Consider the following 17,638-nt stretch of genomic DNA (forward strand, 5'->3'; position numbering starts at 1 on the left):
GTCATCGCCTCGTCGCCTCGCTGTCCAGATCGAAACGTTGATTCGTGTTGTGGACCTGACTCGCCCGTTCGGTCGGGGTGAAGGTCATGCGGAAGGCCACACCCGGCTCGGCCGCTTCACCGGTCTTGAGAAGGAAACATCCTGTGCCGGGCGGTGTTTCGCGCTGTCTGGGGCCGAGGTCATCGTCGGTAGGTGGGCGTGGCGCGGCCCAGGAGGTGACGAGGAGTTTCTCGGTGTCCGTGATGCCGACCGCGGCGCGGATGCGGTCGATCTCTTCCGGGCCGACCGGGCCGATGATCTTCGCGCGGGCCCGTTCGAAGAACCCCAGCGCTTTCGCCTGCGCCGCAGCGGAATCGAAGGCGGCGAGGTCTTTGATGGTGTGGCTGCACATGATCAACCCGGTGCCCAAAGTCCGGTTCAGCCGCGTCAGGGCGTCGACGCGATCGACCATGAATTCACCGACCCCGAGCACGCGCCAGATCTCGTCCATCACCACTTCGAAGGTGCGCGGCGGGGCGAGCCCGGCATCGGACAGGGCGTGCGCAGCAGCGACGGCACCGAAGCCCTCGCTCCAGCACACCATCAGCACCGCGGCCAGCAGTTTGGTGTCACCTTCGGGAATGCGCGAGACATCCACGCACACCGCCGGGCTCGCCAGGTCCAGCTGCGTGGTGGTGGGGCCGTTGAAGATCGCCCCGAACGGCCCCTCCACCAGGGCACGCAGGGAACGACGCAGGGTCTTGGTGGAGGCGCGGTAGCTGGTTTCGTCGTCCTCTTCCGCGAAGCGCATCATCTGTTCGCCGCCGGTGGAGATCACCTCGAGTAGGTTCTCGAGTAGCGGTGGCCGTTCGTGGTTGAAATCGTGTGCGGGGCTGTAGAGTTCGCGCAGCCCGGCGGCGATGAGGACTTCTTCGTAGTCGGCGACACGCGAGCCGCGCACGAGTTCGATCAGCCCGGCGACGATATTGACCTGTCCGGCTTCCACCCGCGCGGTGACCTGACGGCGCTGGTCGGCGTCGGTGAGCTGGTCCACGATCGCCCCCAACGCACCGACGTCGAGGGGATTGAGGGTGCCGTGCCCGTACCCGACGTCGACGACCTGTCCACCCAGACGCTCAACGAGGTCGCGGTAGTCGGGTTTGGTGTCGCCCATGCACAGCACGGTCTCCCCCGCCGCGACGGCCCCGGTGACCATGCGCCGAATGAGGGAGGATTTGCCGAACCCGTTGAGTGCCAACACGAATGCGATCGGTGCGGTGATGAATCCTTTGAGGAACCAGCTCATCGGGTCGAAGTGGACCGGTGCGCCGGTGATGTAGTGCGAGCCGACCGGGGTGCCGACGGTTGGGGCGCTGGCGCCGACCGAGAAGGGCCATAGTCCGGCGACCTGGACGGTGGTGGCGCGCCATTCCGGGGTGGTGGGGACAACGGCGGCTCGGCCGCCGCCCGGCCCGCGGTAGCCGCGGTCGGTGAGCTGTGCCAGTGATCGGTCGAAGCCATCTCCGGCACCGGCGTTCTCGGTGCGGCGGGCGGCGGTGGCCCGGCGATGATCATCGCTCGATATCGCCAGCCTCGCCCACCAGCCCCGGATCCCGGGCCGGGCGGCAGCGGCTTCGGTCGCCGCCCGCGCGGTCGCGGTGAGCACCCGCACCCCCGCGACGGTCTCGCGGCGCCGCCGGTCCCGGTGGTCGTTGTTGCCGGTCATGCGCTGACCCGCTTGGAGATCGAGGAGTGCTCGGGCAGGATCAACCCGATCCCCAGGCTGGCGGCGAAGCTCGCGGCTTGGGAGCCGTAGCAGCGGCGCACCGACAGCCGCGACGCCGCGCTCATCGCCTTGACCGATGCCTCGATACCGGGCAGGTCCCCGTCGAGGTGATCGGTGACCGTGACCAGCGCCCCGAACCGGGTCAGGCCCGCACCGCGCGCTTGTTCTTCGCGGGCGGCTTGGGTGTTGCCAACCCGGATGCGCGCCGAGGCGGAGGCGATGCCGCGTTCGGTCTGCTCGGCGGCGATCGCGTCACGGAAGTCCGAATCCACGAGCGAGGTGGCTTCGGCGGCCGAGTGCAGCCGGTACACCAGAGCCACACGTTTGCGGGGCACATCCGCGCGAGGACGCAGCAGTTCCTCGAGCACGGTTTCCATGACCGCGCCGCGGGGGGCGGCGTCCATCTCCCAAGTGATCGAGCGAGCGCCGTCGTGGACGTAGTGATCCCAGCGATCGACGTGGGCGATCGGGCCGACCGAATCCCAGGACTGGGTTTCCAGCAGTGACGCGCCGGCGGCTTCGACGTCACGTTGGGAGGCCAGGTCGTAGCGGGTGCGCACCAGCGCCAGGACTTCCCATGCCTGCAGCGGGGTGGCGGGCAGGCCGGCGCGGGCGAGCTGAGACAGCACTCCTTGCAGGCGTTGGCCGATCTCGCGGGCCTGCTCGGCGTCGTCGCGGCGCACGCGGCCCTTGCCGATGGCGCGGTAGGTGATCGCGATCCGCGCCTCGATCCGCACCCCGACGCCGCCGAGGTCGGCAGCGGCTTCGCGCATCACAGCCTGCGCGAACTCCGGGGCCTGCTCACGCACCAGCCGGGTGACCTCGCGGGCCTGGCGCAGCCGAGTCTCGACGACGTTGTCGAGCACCGCGGTGACCGCCACGACCTCGCCGCCGCGGCTCTGGGTCGCCAGGAAATGCCCGAATCCTTCGACCCAGGCATCGATCTGGGGTTGATCCACCAGTTCCTTGCCGCGCGGGACGACCCGCAGCACCACCGTGTAGTGGTCGCTGCGGCGGATGTGCAGCATCGCGAACCGGCGCCCGCCCGCGGTCTCGTACTCCGACAGGCTCGAATCCGCGAGCAGGCCGGGCAGTTTCGCGATGCCAGGGATGCGGGCGAAACGGCCCGCCCGATAGAGGTGTTCACCGCGGGAGCGGGCGATGGCGAACTGGACGCGCAGCAGCGCGAGTTCCCAGCCGGTGCGGCCGTTGATCGTGACCGCCAAAGGTGCGAACACCGCCGCGGCCACGACCACCAGGCCGGCGGCGACGCCGAGCGAGCGCGAGATCAGGAACCCGGCCATGATCATGATCACCAGCCCGAGCCCCACCATCGACACACCCCACGTCAGGCCGAAGAAGCCTGCGCTGCGAGGGCGTTCCCACCGTCCGTACATCCGCGCGGTCACCGCCGCACCTCCGCCGGGGTCAGCGAATCGGGATTCCAGCCCCCGTCGGCAGCGTCGCGGGTCTGCGACTCGACCGCGGCGACTCCCTGCTCGCCCGCGGCTTTGATCTGCTGCGCGGCCATCACCGCCGCACCGGCCGCACCGGCACCGGCCGCAGCCCCACCACCACCAGCAGCACCCCCGGACTCCGCTCCCGCTCCGGAGGACGGGTTCGCGTTCGGCGGGGTCGACCGGGCTGTGGATCCTGCGCCGGATCCGCTCGATCCCCCGGTGCCGGCGCTCGCTTCCGAAGCGGTGCCGGAGTCGCTGCCCGAACCGCCGCCCAGTGGTCGGCCCCCACCACCGCCGCCACCACCGCCACCGGAGGCGTCGCCGGAGCCGGAGCTGCTGGGCGCGTTCTCGCCTTCGCTGACCTTGCGGGCGCTGCCGCGGTCTCCGGTCGAGCCCATCGCGACACCGGCCGCGCCACCGGCCAGCACCGCGGTCGCGCCGCCACCCCCGCCGAGGGTGGACACCGCGGGGGCGACCAGGCGGACCAGGGCCGGGAGCACGATCACGCTCATCACCAGCAGGATCAACCCGAGCAGCACCTGCTGCGGATCGGTCTGCTTCTCATCCCCCATCACGGTGAAGGCGATGGCGTAAACGAGTGCCCCGACGGGTTTGTAGAGCACGAACGCCAGCGACCAGGACAACAGTTTCTTGTAGGACTGCGATCCCGGGCCGGTGCCCGACGCCGCGGCGGCCAGTGGGATCACCGCCACGACCAGGATCAACAGGGCTTGCCGGATCACCAGCATGACCAGCTGGATCAGGGTGCTAATGAGTCCGAGCAGCCCGACCACGAACAGGATCCCGGTGCCGAGCCCGGCGTTGGTTTCCTTGTCGAATTCGGTGAGCCGGTCGACCGCGCGCATCCAGTCCCCATGGCTGGAGGTGGAGATCACCCACTCCGAGAAGGCATCGCCCGCGCGGGTACCGGTGGTGACCAGCACCGCGAACGCCATCGAGGTGAAGGAGGCGCGCACCAGCATCAGGAAGCTCTCCTGTGCTTCTCCGGCCAATCCACCGCGTTTGGCCAGCGCCAACCGCGCGGCGGCGAACATGATCCCGGCTGTGAGGAACACGACCTGGAGCCCGCCGCTGAAGTCGCGCACCGCGGTCAATGCCGCGCCCGGTTGGCCACCCGGACCGGTCAGCACCGGCGACGGCAGGTCGGTCCACCAGGCCATCACGAAACGCACCCCACGGCCGAAACCCGACATCAGGAAATCGACCATGTCCTCCCAAGCCGAGCCCACCGCCTGGGTCGCGACCTCACCGACCTGGTCACACACCTGCTGGGGCCCGAGGGGGATATCGCAGACGCCGGGCACCGGCAGCTGCTCACGGGCACCGCCGGCTGGGGACGCCGATACGAGGCTGTCGTTCATGAGGTGGCCTTCCAGGTACCGAATCCGGTCATCGAGTCGACGAAGGTCCCTGGTCCCCAGAGGGTTTCGATCTCGGTGGGGACCGCGACGCGCCAGTCGCCGTCGAGCCAGGCCATCGGCCAGCGCGCGATCCGGTAGCCGAACCCGTCGCGGGTCGCGAATTCGACGACCGCGTAGTCGGGGCTGTAACCGTCGGCGATGCGCACGCCGTCGGGCACGGTCACGTAGCGGGCCGCGTCGGGAGTGCGCGCCCGCGAGCGCGCGAACCGGTCGATCAGCGCCTGTCCGCCGCCGTGATAGCGCGTCGCGACGACCTGCTGCCAGGTGGGTTCGGGGGCTGCGAGCGCGCGGGCGAGCGCGTCAGCGGCGGCGAGCCCGGCGCCTTGAGGGGTGTGCGCGAAACCCGAGGCGATGCCCTCGGCGATCGTGGTCGGGCCGTCGCCGGTCGAGACCGGCAGCGCCGCACCGCCCCATCCCCGTTGCCAGCGCAGGCCCGCAGGCGCGTGCACCAGGTAGTCCGGCTGTCCGGGGTCGGCCCGCCGGGTGCGATCCTGCGCGAGTGCGGTCCCGGCCTCGCTCGCGGGAATCTCGAGCCGGTTGCCGAACAGGTCCGCGGTCGGTCCCATGGGGCGGGGCTCGGAGGAGGAAAGCGCCGGACGTGTTGTCGTACTGCCGGATTGAGCGGGGCCGTCGTCGCGGGTGATGGTCACGACGAACATGACGATCACCACCACGACGATGGCGGCGAAGACGATGATCAGCAGTCGAGGAATTCGCATGCGGGGCAGCTCGCTTTCAACGCGGCAGAAAGACGACGAGGTCGGGGGGCGGCTCGGTGGTGACGGTGACCGCCGGCGGGGCGGCGACAGCGGAGGCGGGCAGGTCCAGGCGCCAGTCCTCGTATTGCCACAGCACGGCGGCGCGGTTGCGGGTCACCGAGTTGTCCGGGTGCAGGCTGTAGATCTCGACGTCGGCGGCCTCGGGGCTGTAGCGGGTGACGATGTAGCCGAGCAGGCGCGGGGCGCCCTCGGCGACGGGGGCGGTGATCGAGATCTGCGCGCGCGCCACTGCCCAGCCGTCACGGCCCGCACCGGCGGCGAGCATGTGCGCGCCGACCTGGGGCCATTGGGTGTCGGTGGCGATCGAGGCCCGCACCGTCGCCTGCGCCGCGGCGACGGCGGCACCTGCGGGTGAGTGGTCGAACCCGGCGGCGACGGCACCGTCGATACGGTGGGGGCCTTGGTCGGTGACGGGCAGGTCGACACCTTGGAAGGGCTGCCATCGCAGCCCGGTCGGCGGGGTGAGGGTGTCGCTCGCGGCGACCGGGGCGCGGGTGGGTTCGGTGGCGTCGGCGCCGCAGGCGAGCAGAGCGGCGGCGGCCAGGGAGCCGATGAAAGCCAGGACGGCGGTCGCGGCCCAGCGCGGGAGTCGGTCGGGGTGCGGGGGTGTCGGTGTCGTGGGCATGGTGGTCACCGCGGAATGACGGCCAGGGCCAGGGAGCTGGCGGTGCCGAGCAGCGCCGCGCCGAGCAGGGCACCGAGCAGCCCTTCGACGCTTTCCTCGCGGTAGGTGCGGATCGCGAGCAGCCCGCCCACCCAGATCGCGCGCGCGATGCACAACAGCAGCACGCACCAGGCCAGATACCCCAGCAGCTGGGCCAGAGGTTCGAGTACCTGCCTCGGCAGGATCGTGCTGCCCGGCGGTGAGGCCGCCAGCGGCATCCAATCCTGATGCGCGAGCACGGAGTTCGAGTTGTTGGAGGCCATCAGGAGCCTCCGGTGACGACGGCGTTCATGATGGGGCCGGCGCTGGTGGCCAGGATGCCTCCGGCCATCGCGGCGGCGATGATCTTCGGGGATTCGACGCTGCCGCCGTGCCAGCGTTCCCACCCGAATTTCCCGCCCGCGTAGATCAGGGCGGCGATCCCGGCCAGGCTCACCAGCCAGGCCAGATAGTTGACCAGGTTGATGATCTGCTTCGAGCCCGGCGGGGTCGTGGGCGTGATCTTGATTTCCTGGGCCAGCACGGTCGAGGCCACGTCGGTAGCCAATGCGACGATGGTCATGTCGTCTCCGAATCAGGATGTACCGCAACCGATATGTGGGTCGCGGACAAACGGGTGATGATCTGTGTTCCGGCGCGATGCACATCGGCCGGAACGGCGTGGCGCAACCCGGCGCGACGAGACGGTGGTAGGTCGAAGGGGGTGAATTCGGCCAGCTCGCCGAGTTCGATCTCGAGGAGCTGGTCGTGCCAGCCGATGTCGTAGACGTCGGTGACCAGGTCGGTGACCAGTGCCCGGTAGCGGCGCACCACCGCCGGGACCTTGCCGGGCCGTATCGGGGTCAGCACCAGCCCGATCACCTCGACTCCGGTCGGTGCCAGCCCGGCGTGCCATTCCCGCAGTCGATCGGCTGCCGCGGTCAGACCGGGTGTGCACAGACGCGCGGCCACGAGCACGCGTTGGGTGGTGTGCGGGCAGGCGGGCCAGGCCGCGCCGGTGTCCGCGGCCGGTGCCCACCAGCGCGCCAGGGTGGAGGCACCAGCGCCTCCGTGCGCGCCGAGAACCGCGAACAGCGGCGGGTGCGCGCCGGTGATCGCCAAGGGCTGTTCACGCACCGGGGCACGGTGCTGCGGGTCTGGCACGGCGACGGTGTCCGGGTTCAGCCGCGCCAGCCCGGGCGGTCGCGTGGTGTCGGCGAGGCGGTGCGCGGCGGTCATCCTCACCCTCGCTTCTGGATGTTGGAGATCACCAGATCGCCGCTGTTCGGGGTGCCGGCCCGGACGTTGACCAATTGCAGGTAGTCGATGCGGCTGCCATCGGGATGCCGCTCGACCAGGTGCACTTCGGCGGTCGTCTCGGCGACCGCGGTGATCGCCACGCAGTGCGTGCTCCCGGTGGGGATCGAGGCGATACCCGCGGCCAGGGCCTCGGGGACCAGACCGGCCTCGGGTGCGACCAGCCGCAGCGCGGCCTCGGCGTCGCGGCGCTGGTAGTAGGCGTGCTCGAAGGCCGCGATCACCCCGGCCATCGTGCGAGGGTCACCAGCGGTGTCGGTGACCACGTCACCGCTCAACCCGGTGCACGCCGCGGCGGCGACCGCGGTCGTGGTGGGCGGCGCGGCCAGGGCGGTGGGCGCCACCCTACTGGTGTCGGGTTCATGGCTGCCCCAACGGATTACGACAGCGACGAGGACGACGACAGCGACCAGTGCCGTCCCGAGCGCGATGCCTATCCGCCCCAGTCGCGCTGTGGGCCGGGCGGTCCGGCGGTTGCGGGGTTGTGGTGGCTCCTCGGCAGGCCGATCCAGCCACCGCCACGCGTGATCGTCACCGTCGGGGGTTCCCGTATCGGGCGCAACGGCTTGCAGGGCCGCGGGTGTCGTTTTCTCGAGCCACCCGGCCCCGTGTGGGGAGTCGATCTCGGTGTCCGCCATTGTCGGTGCCACCTCCTTCGGTGGTCGGTGTCGGGGTCGGGGTGGGCCCTCCGGGCGGAAGTTCCGGGGAGGATCAGCAGACCGAAGGGGTAGCGTCCGCTGAATCCGGCTTCCGCCCGAAGGGGTCTGGGGTGGTTCACCGGCTCGACGGAGCCACGGAGCTCGTGGTCACCGGTGGGAGGGAATTCGGCCGGGAGGGCGCGGTGGCCGAGGGCGTTCTCGTCGTCGAGGTCGCCGTCGTCGGTGTGGTCGGGGCGGTCGCCAGGTCGCGGGCAACGGCGGTGAACCAGGCCGACACCGCGCGCAGCGCGGATTCGCCGGTGCCGGCCGCGGGCACGCTGTCGTAGGAGCCGTGGCGGCCGGTGGTGTCGCTGTACTGGGCGGACCCGGCCAGGGTGTAGAGCTGATCGGGCGCGGTGACGGTGCTGGTGATCGCGTCGAAGGCGTCGTTGACCCACCGGCTGGCGGTCTGGGGCGGCACGAGTTGCACCACCGCGGCGGCGAGTTTCGTGCCGAGAATCCCGACCGCGGCCAGCGGGTCAGCCATGCCGACGGTTGCCAGCTCAGCCACCGTCGCCGGAGTGATCACCGTTCGGGCGACCGAGATCGCGGCGTTGAGCCCGATCGTGCCGAGTTTGAACAGCGCCGAGAGCGCGTCGGCGTGGCTCGGTGGTGTGGTGGCCGGGTCGGAGGCTTCGGCCAGGCGCTGTCCGAGGGATTTGGCGGGGTCGTAGGACAGTTGGTCCAGGCTGGTGCCGGACAGGTCGTCGTTGACGACGCCAACCGCGGTGGTGAACACCGTCGTGGACAAGGCGGTGGCGATGGTGGAGATCGCCGCGATCGGATCCCGCAGGTCCGAGCGCGCCGCGATGTTGGCCACCGTCGCCGCCAGCGGACTGCCGGGTGCGGTGTCGCAGGTGGCGTCGCCGCCGACACACAGATCCGCCACCCGCCCGGTCAATGTTCCGTAACCGGTCGGGGCGGTGGTCGTGGCGGTGATCCCGGCTCCGGTCAGCGCCGAGTTGAGCAGCGTGATCGTCGAGACATGGGCTCCGCCGGTGCCCGGCGCGGCCGAGGGGGTGTGCGCTTGCGGACGGCCGGGCAACACGGGTGTGCCGAGTTGGCGGGCGGGATTGGCCAGCAGCGCGACCGCTGCCACCCGGTCCGCGTCGACCGTGCTGCTGCCCGCGCCGACCCGAGTGGCGAAGCGGTCCGCCGCCGCGGCGCCGTGCGCGTATCCCGCAACCGCGAGACGGGTGTCCGGGCAGCGGGTTTCCACGGCCGCCGCGGCCTGCTCGAGCTGGTCGGCCGCTGCGATGACCGCGTCGTCGTAGGCCAGTGAACTCCCGTCGCCGCTGTGCCCGAAGGGGATGTAGGCGCGCTGCACGGCCTGTCCCGCCGCAGCTGTCAGCGGTCCGAATACCTGTCCCAACGCGCCGGTGTCGCTGCCGGAGACGACATCACCTTCCTCGCCGCCTTGCACACCGAGCACGTACAGCACCGGGCACGGGCCGTCCACAGCCGCGCCGGGCTCGGCTGATGCCGTCACGGTGACGTTGACGGTGGTAGTGCCGATGATCAACGCGATCACGGCGCTACGGAGTAGGTGGCGGGGTCGTATGCGGTTGCTGTGCATGAGATTTCACCTCGATGGGGGTGCCTGCCCGCCCCGTGGCGAGGGGGCCGGGGCGGGCAGACACGATTCAGGTGGCGGGTGGTTGCGAGATGGTGGCCGCAGAGGGTGTCCGGCGGCGTAGCAGGAAGCTGTTCAGCCGCATCAGCGCTTCGCGTGCCCCGACGGCGGCGGTGCGGGTGTGGCCGGTGTTGTATTCGCGCCAGCTCAGATCCGCCCCGAGAGCCCGGTATTCGGCGAACAGGGCGCGACTCAGCGCGATCGGGACCAGCGCGTCCTCTGTGCCGTGGTACAGGTGCACCGGCGCCCGGGGGGCGCGATAGGCGGCGGATTCTGCGGCCAGCACGTAACGCCACATCGGGTCGTTCCAGGGTTCGCGGCGTTCGCACCACGTGCCGAGTGGAATGTGCCGGTAGGTCTCGATCAGCTCATCGACCGTCAGCGTCTGGGCGTGCGCGAGGCCACGCCGTCCCTCCTCGGTGAGCAGGTGGGTGACGGGCAGATGGCTGTAGGCGCGAGCCAGTCCGACCATCCCCGCGAAGACCAGTCCGGCCCACGGTCCGGCGTCCAGGTCGGCGACCAAGGCTCGCAGGTTGCCGACGACCGCGCCGGCGGCGACGCCGCGCAGGTCGAGTTCGGGGGCGTAGTCGGGGTGGGTTTCGGCGGCCAGCACCGCGGCCCGCCCGCCGTCGCCGTACCCCCAGATCGCACACGGGCCGGATGCGCCGAAATCGGTCGAGCCGATGATGGCCCGGCCCAGGTCGAGCACGGTGTGCGCGGCGGCGGCACCGGACAGGAACGGGTGCGCGCCCAGACCGCTCATGCCCACGCCCTGGCCGTCGGGCACCCCGACGACCCAGCCCCGCGCCAACGCCATCGCCACATCCGCGGCCACATCCGCGAGGGCCGTCTGGTCCAGGCGCTGAGATGGGGCGATGCGCCCTCCCAGTCCCTGGAACCGCGGGCAGTACAGCAGTATCGACCCGTCACCGGCGACGGCCTGCTCGGGAGCCACCACCAGCCCCGACGCCGGCAGTGGGGCGTGGAACGCGGTGCGGGTCGAGTACACCACCTGCCACGCGCGTCCCGCTCCTGCTAACACCGGGACCTCGACCTCGCGTGCTCGTAGCAGCGCACCTGCGGGCTGGGTGAAGTCGTCGGAGTCCGGTACGTAGAACTCGTCCACGGTGTCGTCGATGCCGAAGGTGGTCATGGTCACCGTCCCGCGAGGTCGTGGGCCAGGGCGACCATCCACGCCACCCCGGAAGCGAGTTGGCCGCCGGTGGCGTAGCCGTTATGGCGGGCGATGGTGTCGACGTAGCGCAGCAGCACCGCCGGATTCACCAAGTCGGCGTTGTCGGCGACCAACTGCCCCCACGCCGCCGACAGCTGTCCGGCCAGCTTCGGTAGCAGCACAAAGGGATTCGAGGCGACCGTGGCCGTGATCTCACCCCAGCGTGCCGCCGCCGCCTGTCCGTCCGGTGTCGGGGTGCGCGGGTCGGCGGCCTCGACGAGCCGATCGGCCAGCCCCCGCTGCGGCCGGTAGTCGACATCCCCGCCGTCGACGTAGAAGTCGTTGAGCAGCACCGTGTTCCACGCATCGCCGAGCGCGGCCTGCAAGAGGCCGCTGAGGGTGCCCAGCGCGGCGATCGGGTTTCGCAGGTCGGCCTGGGCCGCGATCTCGGCGCCGACCCGCAGGAGCGCGGCGCGGTCGGGGGCCGAGCAGGCCAGGTCGCCGTCGGTGCAGATATCGGCGACACGGCCGGTCAGCTCGCCGTAGCCGACCGCGCCCGCGATCCCGCCGCCACCGGCCGCGGGGTTGGTGATCGCGACCTGCGAGACCGCCGCACCGCTGGTGCCCGGCGCGGGATCGGGCACCACCTGTCCAGGCCGGCCCGGCAAGACCGGGGCGCCGGGCGCGCGATCGGGGTTGGCATACAGCGCGACACCGGCGATGCGGTCCGCACCGATCGGGCCCAGGCCCGCGCCGATGTCGGCGGCGAAATCCGAGACAGCTTGTGCGCCTTGGGAGTATCCGATTCCGGCGATCAAGGTGTCCGGGCAGGTATCCACGATCTGGGCCGCGGCGGCGTCGAGCTGGCGGCGGGCGTCGGTCACCGACACCGCGTAGGGATCCGGGCCTCCGCCGGGAACGGCACCGCCGAAACCGGCGCCGTAGGGGATATAGGAGCGCTGCACCAGGCCGGGGGCGGCCGACAGCACCGGAGCGATGAGCGCGCCCACCACCCCGGTGTCGGCGAGCGGGTCCGCCGTCGGGGACGACTGGCCCGTGCCCTGCACACCCAGCACGTACAGTGCCGGGCACCCGGGGCCGATCGGCACCGCCGAGGCGGGCGCCGAGGCCAGCGTCAGACCGGACGCGGTGGCGGCGATCGCCACGGCAGCGGCCAGTCGGCGGGCGTTCGAGGTCGTCGTGGTCACTGGCCGACTCCGACTCCGGCGCCGAAGCCCGCGCCGACGGTTCCGGCCGCGACCGCACCGACAGCGGCGACGGGGACACCGGCCACGACCGCCCCGGCGACGGCACCGGCCGCCGCACCGAGTGCGGTACCAGCGACACCGGAGGTCACCTCGCCGATGACCGGGACCGGCACGATCGTGCCCAGGGCGGCGCCCGCGATCCCGCCTACCGTGCCCCCGATCAGGCCCCCGGCGACCGCACCGGCGACCGCTGCGGGCGCGCCGACCGCGACCGCACCGACCGCGCCGCCGATCCCGGCACCGGCCAGCGTCGCACCCGACACCCGATCCGAGCGCCCGGCCGGGATGCCGATCGAGTCCAGCGCGGTCGCCAGCTGCGCCTCCATGCCCGCGGAGAAATCGTTGATCGCGTCCGCGCACTGCGGATCCAGCCAGCCGGGACGCGCGGTCTCCCACTGGCCGAACCGGATCACATCGTCGGGGACCTCGACCGGCGCGACCGGCTCCACCGGCTCGGGAAGATGCAGGTCCTCGATGCGGATCGGCTCCACCGGCTCGTCCACCGACGGCGCCGGGCGCGTCGGCGCGTTGCGCACCTCCGGCGGCTGGGCGTAGTACACCGGCGGTGCCGGCGCGGACTCCGGCGGCGGCGCCGGTTCGGGGGACGGCTCCGGCGCGGGCGGCGGTGGCGGCGCGGTGGTTCCGGGCTGACCGGGGCTGGTGACGCCGGGCTGGTCGGCGATCGCGGTGAGCGGCTCGGCGGCCTGCGCAGTCCCCGCTGTCGCGAGAAGGACCGCGACCGGGACCACCGCGCAGAGGGTGACGCGGGCTACGTGTGTGGTGCGCGGTGTGTGCCGGGCTCGGCGTGCGGCGCGATTACCAGGCGTATGCGTCGCGTGGTGGTTGGCCGACGTGCGATGGAGCGGTGAATTCCCGGATGAGGGCATGACGAAATAAGCCTTCCCAGTGAGGGTGAGCGATACGGGGAGTGGAATTGCCGCGCGAGAGTGCGGCCTAGGAATTGGGCGGCGTCTCCCACAGCGGGGGATCCGCTGTGGGAGACCGCTTCTCAGGTCGTCTCGGTCAGATGAAGGGCAGGATCGGGCTGAGTGCCTGTGCTGCGACGTTCAGGCCGCTCGACAGCACCGACAGCCCGGCGTTGATGTAGCCCAGAATTACGAAGGGATCCACGATCGCGTTCCTCTCAGCGTCTTTCGGATTCTCGGCGGGATCGGTGTCGACCTCGCGCTTCCAACCAAACGCCCGGAACTGCTGGAAATCCAGGGTTTTCAGGTATGCAGTTTGCGGTACCGCTACTTGCATACATTTGCTATTCACTACTTGATCAGCAGATTTGCTGCGGAATGTATGCAAGCTGCAATACCTGGAATTTCCACCGAAGTCGCTCCGCCACAACACCGTCCATCGAGACGACCATCCTCGGCGCTCGCATCCTCGGAGCTACTGGTTTGGATGATGTGATCATCTAAACGCTTGCCGGGCGGTACCCGCTCTGGTAGGAACGAAACATCACCTGGGGGCCAACCGATCACCATAACCTCTGCCCATCCTGCCGTGGAAGACTTTCGAGGAGGGGGATTCCACTCCCATGACCCGTGATCCCGAACTACGCCGATCACCCGGATCCCGACACGCACTACCACCGCGTGTCCCCACTCTCGGCAACACCGTCCGCCGAATCCGTGACGAACGCGGTTACACCCGCGACTACGCCGCGGCCATGCTCAGAATCAGCCGAAGCTACCTCACCGATATCGAACGAGGCCGCCGAAACCCCAGCCCAGAACTGCTGGAGCTGATCATCGCCGGCTACCGACTCGATTCCGCCCTCGCCCGCCACGTGCGCGAATTAGGAGTGGCAGCACTCGACCTCGAACCCACCGCGGTTCTGGCCAGGTCGGTCACCGCCAACGACCTGCTCATCGCCCATCTCCGCGACCTGAACGCCCGAGGCGACCTCGCCGCCTACATCGACCCGATATGGAACGTGCTGGCCTGCAACGATTTGTTCCGCGAGGCGACACCAGGACTCGAGCGCACCGGGTCGGTCCCAGTGTGGATGTTCAGCGACAACACCAAACCGATCCTGACCGACCGGCCTTTCGAACTCGACTACACAACAGCCTCCATTCGTGCCATGACCGGCCGCTATCGCCACACCGAGCAGGTCCGAGTGGTCTTCCGACACCTGGGCCCCAACATCGAGTTCCGGAAATCGTGGAGCGATCACGTACGCGCCGCCTACGGGCGTGACCCCAGCGCGCTGATGCACACCATCCATCCCGTCACCGGCCTGCCCGTCGCCTACAGCCTGACCATCTCTAATCAGTCCGAGTCCGTCCTGCTGCTCATCCTCTCGCCCAAACCCTCCCCCGGCTCGACGACGAACCGAGAAGCCGACGGATAGAAAACTTTCGACACGCGCTACAACACGCCGAAGACCTCTCTCGGAGTTCAGCCGACCACCGGGTCATGTTGATCAAGCTCAGCGTTACCGCACGCCGACATGTCGCCCGCCCGAGGCTGTCGATGCCCCTCCATCGGCAACCTCGGGGCACCGTGACATGTCTGTTATCCCCTGCCATGAAGCGGACGTAAGAACTCGTCGTCCCCACAGCCGTCGAGAAATTGCTGGAATATTCGGATCGAATCCACGTCTCGACGTCGATTTCGCCGGATCCGCACTTCGGGATCCATAACTGAGCACTGGATCTGACCATGGTTGAAAACCCTCGCACCCCGCACCCCGCACCCGGTCCGGACCCCACCTCTTCCCACCGGACCTCACGAGCAGACCTATCCGGTATCCGCCGGTGCCCGCGCACTAGGGAAATCCGAACGCTGTTACGTTCCAACAACTCAAGAGCGGACGCTTCCCCGGCCACAAAGCCGGCCGCACCTGGTTTCCTCACCGCCAGCGACATCGACGCCGCGATCGAAGGCTCCCGAAGCCCATCTTCGCGCCCCACCAAACGCCAACCTGCACCACAACCAACCGACCGAGCTCGCCCCACCTGGCCCGGCCGACCAACTGAATTCACCGATGGTTTGCGGGTCTCGGCAGGCTGATTATGTGCGCGGCGGGCTCGACGCGCCGGTGACCCGACGATGCATGTACCGCCAGCGGCGAAGGGAAGCAGGTGATGCGCGCGGTGCCCTGTTCGGTGACTGCCCTCGTGCGAGCTCTACGATCGTGTGCATGGCAGCTGTGCCGCATCCGGATCCGCCGCCTCGTCCGTTCTCGCGCACCACATCTCATCCTGTGGGGACACGCTCCCTGTCCTGGCCATGGCCGCCGCCGAGTTGCACCGCCAGGCTCTAGACAGTCCGAACGCGTCGGCCGGGTTCTACAACCGCAATATCCGAGTCGATGTCGCGTGCGTCGCGGTGAATGTCCGTATACCGCTTGAACACGCGGACCTCATGGATGTCACCCAATGGCCCGAACCGCGGATCCTGGCCGCGATCGCCGCCCACGTCGCTGCGGCCCCACGCCTCTACAGCTCCTGTGACCAGCCGCGATACCAGATCCAGGAATACATCCACGGCCACCAACTCGATGCGATTGCACCGCGCGGCACCGCCGTCCCCGAGCACGTCCCGGCCGACGTCGCCAGCCTGTTCGGTCAGCTCCGCGCGATCCCCACCGACCAGCTGCCCTCTCCGGCAGACGAACTCGACGACGATCCGCGCCGGTTCGCGAACCGGTTGTGGGACAACACCCGCCGCTTTGCACGACAGCCACCGCCCGGACTTCACCGCGCTGTTCCGGTGCCTGGGCATCCCCGAGGATCCGTTCGCGCCCCTGTCGGGTGCCGCCGAATCGCTGCGTGCGCGCCCGTTCCGGCTGATCCATTGCGATGTCCATCGCAAGAACATGATGATCCGCGAGGGCCGGACGGTGTTCCTGGACTGGGAGCTGGCCCTCTACGGTGACCCGTTGGCCGATGTCGCGATCCACTTGGCGAAAATGACCTACCTCCCGCACGAGCAGCAGGCGTTCCTGACCGCGTGGGCCGCCGCCGAACCCGACGCCGCGCATCCGGGCTGGTCCGAAGACCTGGACCGCTACCTCGCCGGCGAGAGGATCAAAGCCGCTGTCATCGACGCGGTCCGCTACGCGAAGGTCATCGCGGCGGGTGACCGCACCCCGCAGGCGAACAGGCGCTCGTCGACGGCCTGACCCGACGACTCACCGAGGCCTCACCGTTGTGGGACCGTCCGGCACCCGGGCGTGATCAGGTCGAGGCCGCCCTTCGCACGCGCTGAGTCTTCAAGACCCGCTGAACTGCGGATGTGCCGATCAGATTGGTCGGTGCCACCGCGTCGCAGCTGCCAGCATGGGTTCGCGTGCAGCATCGCCGCATACACCGGACTCCCCATCACCTCCGCCGTCTCACCCAGGGACAGACGTCCGGGCTCGAGCACCATTCCCTCGGCAGGACACACAAAACATGGGCAACTGCAAAACGCCTGGTCATAGTGGGTGCGTATCCGGTCTGACGATTTGCGGTGCGTCCGCACGGATCGGTTCACCGTTCCCATGTTCGTCGTGCCCGGGGCGGGACACATTGAACATGGGAACGGGGATGACCTGCGGTTTTCGGGTGGGCGGTTGGTGATCGAAGTGGATTACCAGCTGTGGGCAAGGCGCATGCCGAAGCTCCGCCGGGCTGCTCCGTCGCACGATATGAGAGGCTCTCGCGTGTTACTGGGTGAGAGCCTCGGGCAGCTATCTGACACGCGGATGTTGGGGCGGGTACTCGATGGTCTGAATTCGTGCCAGCGCACTGTGGCCCCGAGCGGTCGCGCTGGCAATGCGGACCCCTCGACGTCCCCGGTGTATCCACACCAGGTCGAGTTGGACGAGTTCGTCAAGATAACGTTGGTAGCGTTCGAGGGTGGCAGGCGCGGCGGAGGGCGCTGAACCGCGTATCAGTCGTGGCACCTCTATTTGACCGCATGCGGCGATCACCGACAGAAGCCAGTGGAGCCGCTCGCGGCGCCGGAGTTTTGCAGTTACGCCTTTCCCGCGACGAATCCCCGCTTCCATCAGCGGCTCCGTCGCAGCAGGATTCGAAGAACTTCCACTGCGGTTCTTCGGTGTTCACGGTCACGATGGAACACGGCACCCACAGTGGCCACCAACACGGCGGCGGAGGCGGGAACACCAATCAGAAGGGACAACAGACCAGCTGCAATCGCGCTACTCATGGATTCGACACTGAAGTTATCCCGTCCGGCAGGCAAGCCACCCCTCGTTCGGACTGGAAGATGGGGGTGCAGTGCTGTGGAGCCACTGGTCAGACAGGCTAAATATCCAGATTGTGATTCCGATCACTGAGGTCGCTGTTCGTGTCGGAGTGGGCTGGCTGCTTAGACACCTCTTCGCCGTCACCGCGCGACTCAGCGGGCCGCGCGACTGGTCGGACTCGGCCTGAGCTGTGGTCGTGATTCTGTCGCGCATTTTGGGGTCTGTCGCACTGCATCGCCGTGGT

At 69.5% G+C, this 17,638-nt stretch carries 16 protein-coding genes; 2 read left to right on the plus strand and 14 right to left on the minus strand.

The window, feature by feature from the left end; translation table 11 throughout:
* Position 1: 1 nt before the first annotated feature.
* The 14 genes from ABZ824_RS33215 to ABZ824_RS33280 form a co-directional block, all read right to left on the minus strand.
* Positions 2 to 1,705, minus strand: coding sequence for a hypothetical protein (locus tag ABZ824_RS33215; RefSeq protein ID WP_356968059.1), 1,704 nt, complete (start codon positions 1,703 to 1,705; stop codon positions 2 to 4).
* Complete coding sequence (locus tag ABZ824_RS33220) at positions 1,702 to 3,174, minus strand: SCO6880 family protein (protein ID WP_356968061.1); 1,473 nt, start codon at positions 3,172 to 3,174, stop codon at positions 1,702 to 1,704. The genes ABZ824_RS33215 and ABZ824_RS33220 overlap by 4 nt, the downstream gene beginning before the upstream one ends.
* Positions 3,171 to 4,607: a hypothetical protein gene (locus tag ABZ824_RS33225; protein WP_356968063.1), complete on the minus strand. Its 1,437-nt coding sequence runs from the start codon at positions 4,605 to 4,607 to the stop codon at positions 3,171 to 3,173. Before ABZ824_RS33225 ends, ABZ824_RS33220 begins: the two co-directional genes overlap by 4 nt.
* Positions 4,604 to 5,386, minus strand: coding sequence for a hypothetical protein (locus ABZ824_RS33230; RefSeq protein WP_356968064.1), 783 nt, complete (start codon positions 5,384 to 5,386; stop codon positions 4,604 to 4,606). Before ABZ824_RS33230 ends, ABZ824_RS33225 begins: the two co-directional genes overlap by 4 nt.
* A 16-nt stretch (positions 5,387 to 5,402) precedes the next feature.
* Positions 5,403 to 6,071 carry a hypothetical protein gene (locus ABZ824_RS33235; RefSeq protein WP_356968066.1) on the minus strand — a complete coding sequence of 223 codons (669 nt, stop codon included), beginning with the start codon at positions 6,069 to 6,071 and terminating at the stop codon, positions 5,403 to 5,405.
* A 5-nt stretch (positions 6,072 to 6,076) separates the two neighbouring features.
* On the minus strand, positions 6,077 to 6,373 hold the full coding sequence (locus tag ABZ824_RS33240; RefSeq protein WP_356968067.1) for a hypothetical protein: 297 nt from the start codon (positions 6,371 to 6,373) through the stop codon (positions 6,077 to 6,079).
* On the minus strand, positions 6,373 to 6,672 hold the full coding sequence (locus tag ABZ824_RS33245; protein WP_280186298.1) for a hypothetical protein: 300 nt from the start codon (positions 6,670 to 6,672) through the stop codon (positions 6,373 to 6,375). Before ABZ824_RS33245 ends, ABZ824_RS33240 begins: the two co-directional genes overlap by 1 nt.
* Positions 6,669 to 7,328, minus strand: a complete 660-nt coding sequence (locus ABZ824_RS33250; protein ID WP_356968070.1) for a hypothetical protein — start codon at positions 7,326 to 7,328, stop codon at positions 6,669 to 6,671. The genes ABZ824_RS33245 and ABZ824_RS33250 overlap by 4 nt, the downstream gene beginning before the upstream one ends.
* Positions 7,329 to 7,330: 2 nt before the next feature.
* Positions 7,331 to 8,044 carry a hypothetical protein gene (locus ABZ824_RS33255; RefSeq protein ID WP_356968072.1) on the minus strand — a complete coding sequence of 238 codons (714 nt, stop codon included), beginning with the start codon at positions 8,042 to 8,044 and terminating at the stop codon, positions 7,331 to 7,333.
* Positions 8,045 to 8,180: 136 nt separating this feature from the next.
* A complete protein-coding gene (locus tag ABZ824_RS33260) occupies positions 8,181 to 9,680 on the minus strand; it encodes a cutinase family protein (RefSeq protein ID WP_356968074.1) in 1,500 nt (499 codons plus the stop codon).
* A 67-nt stretch (positions 9,681 to 9,747) separates the two neighbouring features.
* Positions 9,748 to 10,890 carry a lipase family protein gene (locus ABZ824_RS33265; RefSeq protein ID WP_356968075.1) on the minus strand — a complete coding sequence of 381 codons (1,143 nt, stop codon included), beginning with the start codon at positions 10,888 to 10,890 and terminating at the stop codon, positions 9,748 to 9,750.
* Positions 10,891 to 10,892: 2 nt separating this feature from the next.
* Positions 10,893 to 12,119, minus strand: coding sequence for a cutinase family protein (locus ABZ824_RS33270; protein WP_356968077.1), 1,227 nt, complete (start codon positions 12,117 to 12,119; stop codon positions 10,893 to 10,895).
* Positions 12,116 to 12,928: a hypothetical protein gene (locus ABZ824_RS33275; protein ID WP_356968079.1), complete on the minus strand. Its 813-nt coding sequence runs from the start codon at positions 12,926 to 12,928 to the stop codon at positions 12,116 to 12,118. The genes ABZ824_RS33270 and ABZ824_RS33275 overlap by 4 nt, the downstream gene beginning before the upstream one ends.
* A 274-nt stretch (positions 12,929 to 13,202) precedes the next feature.
* Positions 13,203 to 13,442 (minus strand): hypothetical protein, encoded by a 240-nt coding sequence (locus ABZ824_RS33280; protein WP_356968081.1) that lies wholly within the window; start codon positions 13,440 to 13,442, stop codon positions 13,203 to 13,205.
* A gap of 286 nt (positions 13,443 to 13,728) precedes the next feature.
* Here ABZ824_RS33280 and ABZ824_RS33285 point away from each other — a divergent pair, with 286 nt between their 5' ends.
* Both ABZ824_RS33285 and ABZ824_RS33290 read left to right on the plus strand, forming a co-directional pair.
* On the plus strand, positions 13,729 to 14,547 hold the full coding sequence (locus ABZ824_RS33285; protein ID WP_356968083.1) for a helix-turn-helix transcriptional regulator: 819 nt from the start codon (positions 13,729 to 13,731) through the stop codon (positions 14,545 to 14,547).
* A 1,323-nt stretch (positions 14,548 to 15,870) separates the two neighbouring features.
* Positions 15,871 to 16,323 (plus strand): phosphotransferase, encoded by a 453-nt coding sequence (locus ABZ824_RS33290; protein ID WP_356968085.1) that lies wholly within the window; start codon positions 15,871 to 15,873, stop codon positions 16,321 to 16,323.
* The last annotated feature ends 1,315 nt before the right edge of the window (positions 16,324 to 17,638 follow it).

This window comes from Nocardia sp. NPDC047038, assembly GCF_040644075.1.
GTDB classification, from domain to species: Bacteria; Actinomycetota; Actinomycetes; order Mycobacteriales; family Mycobacteriaceae; genus Nocardia; species Nocardia sichangensis.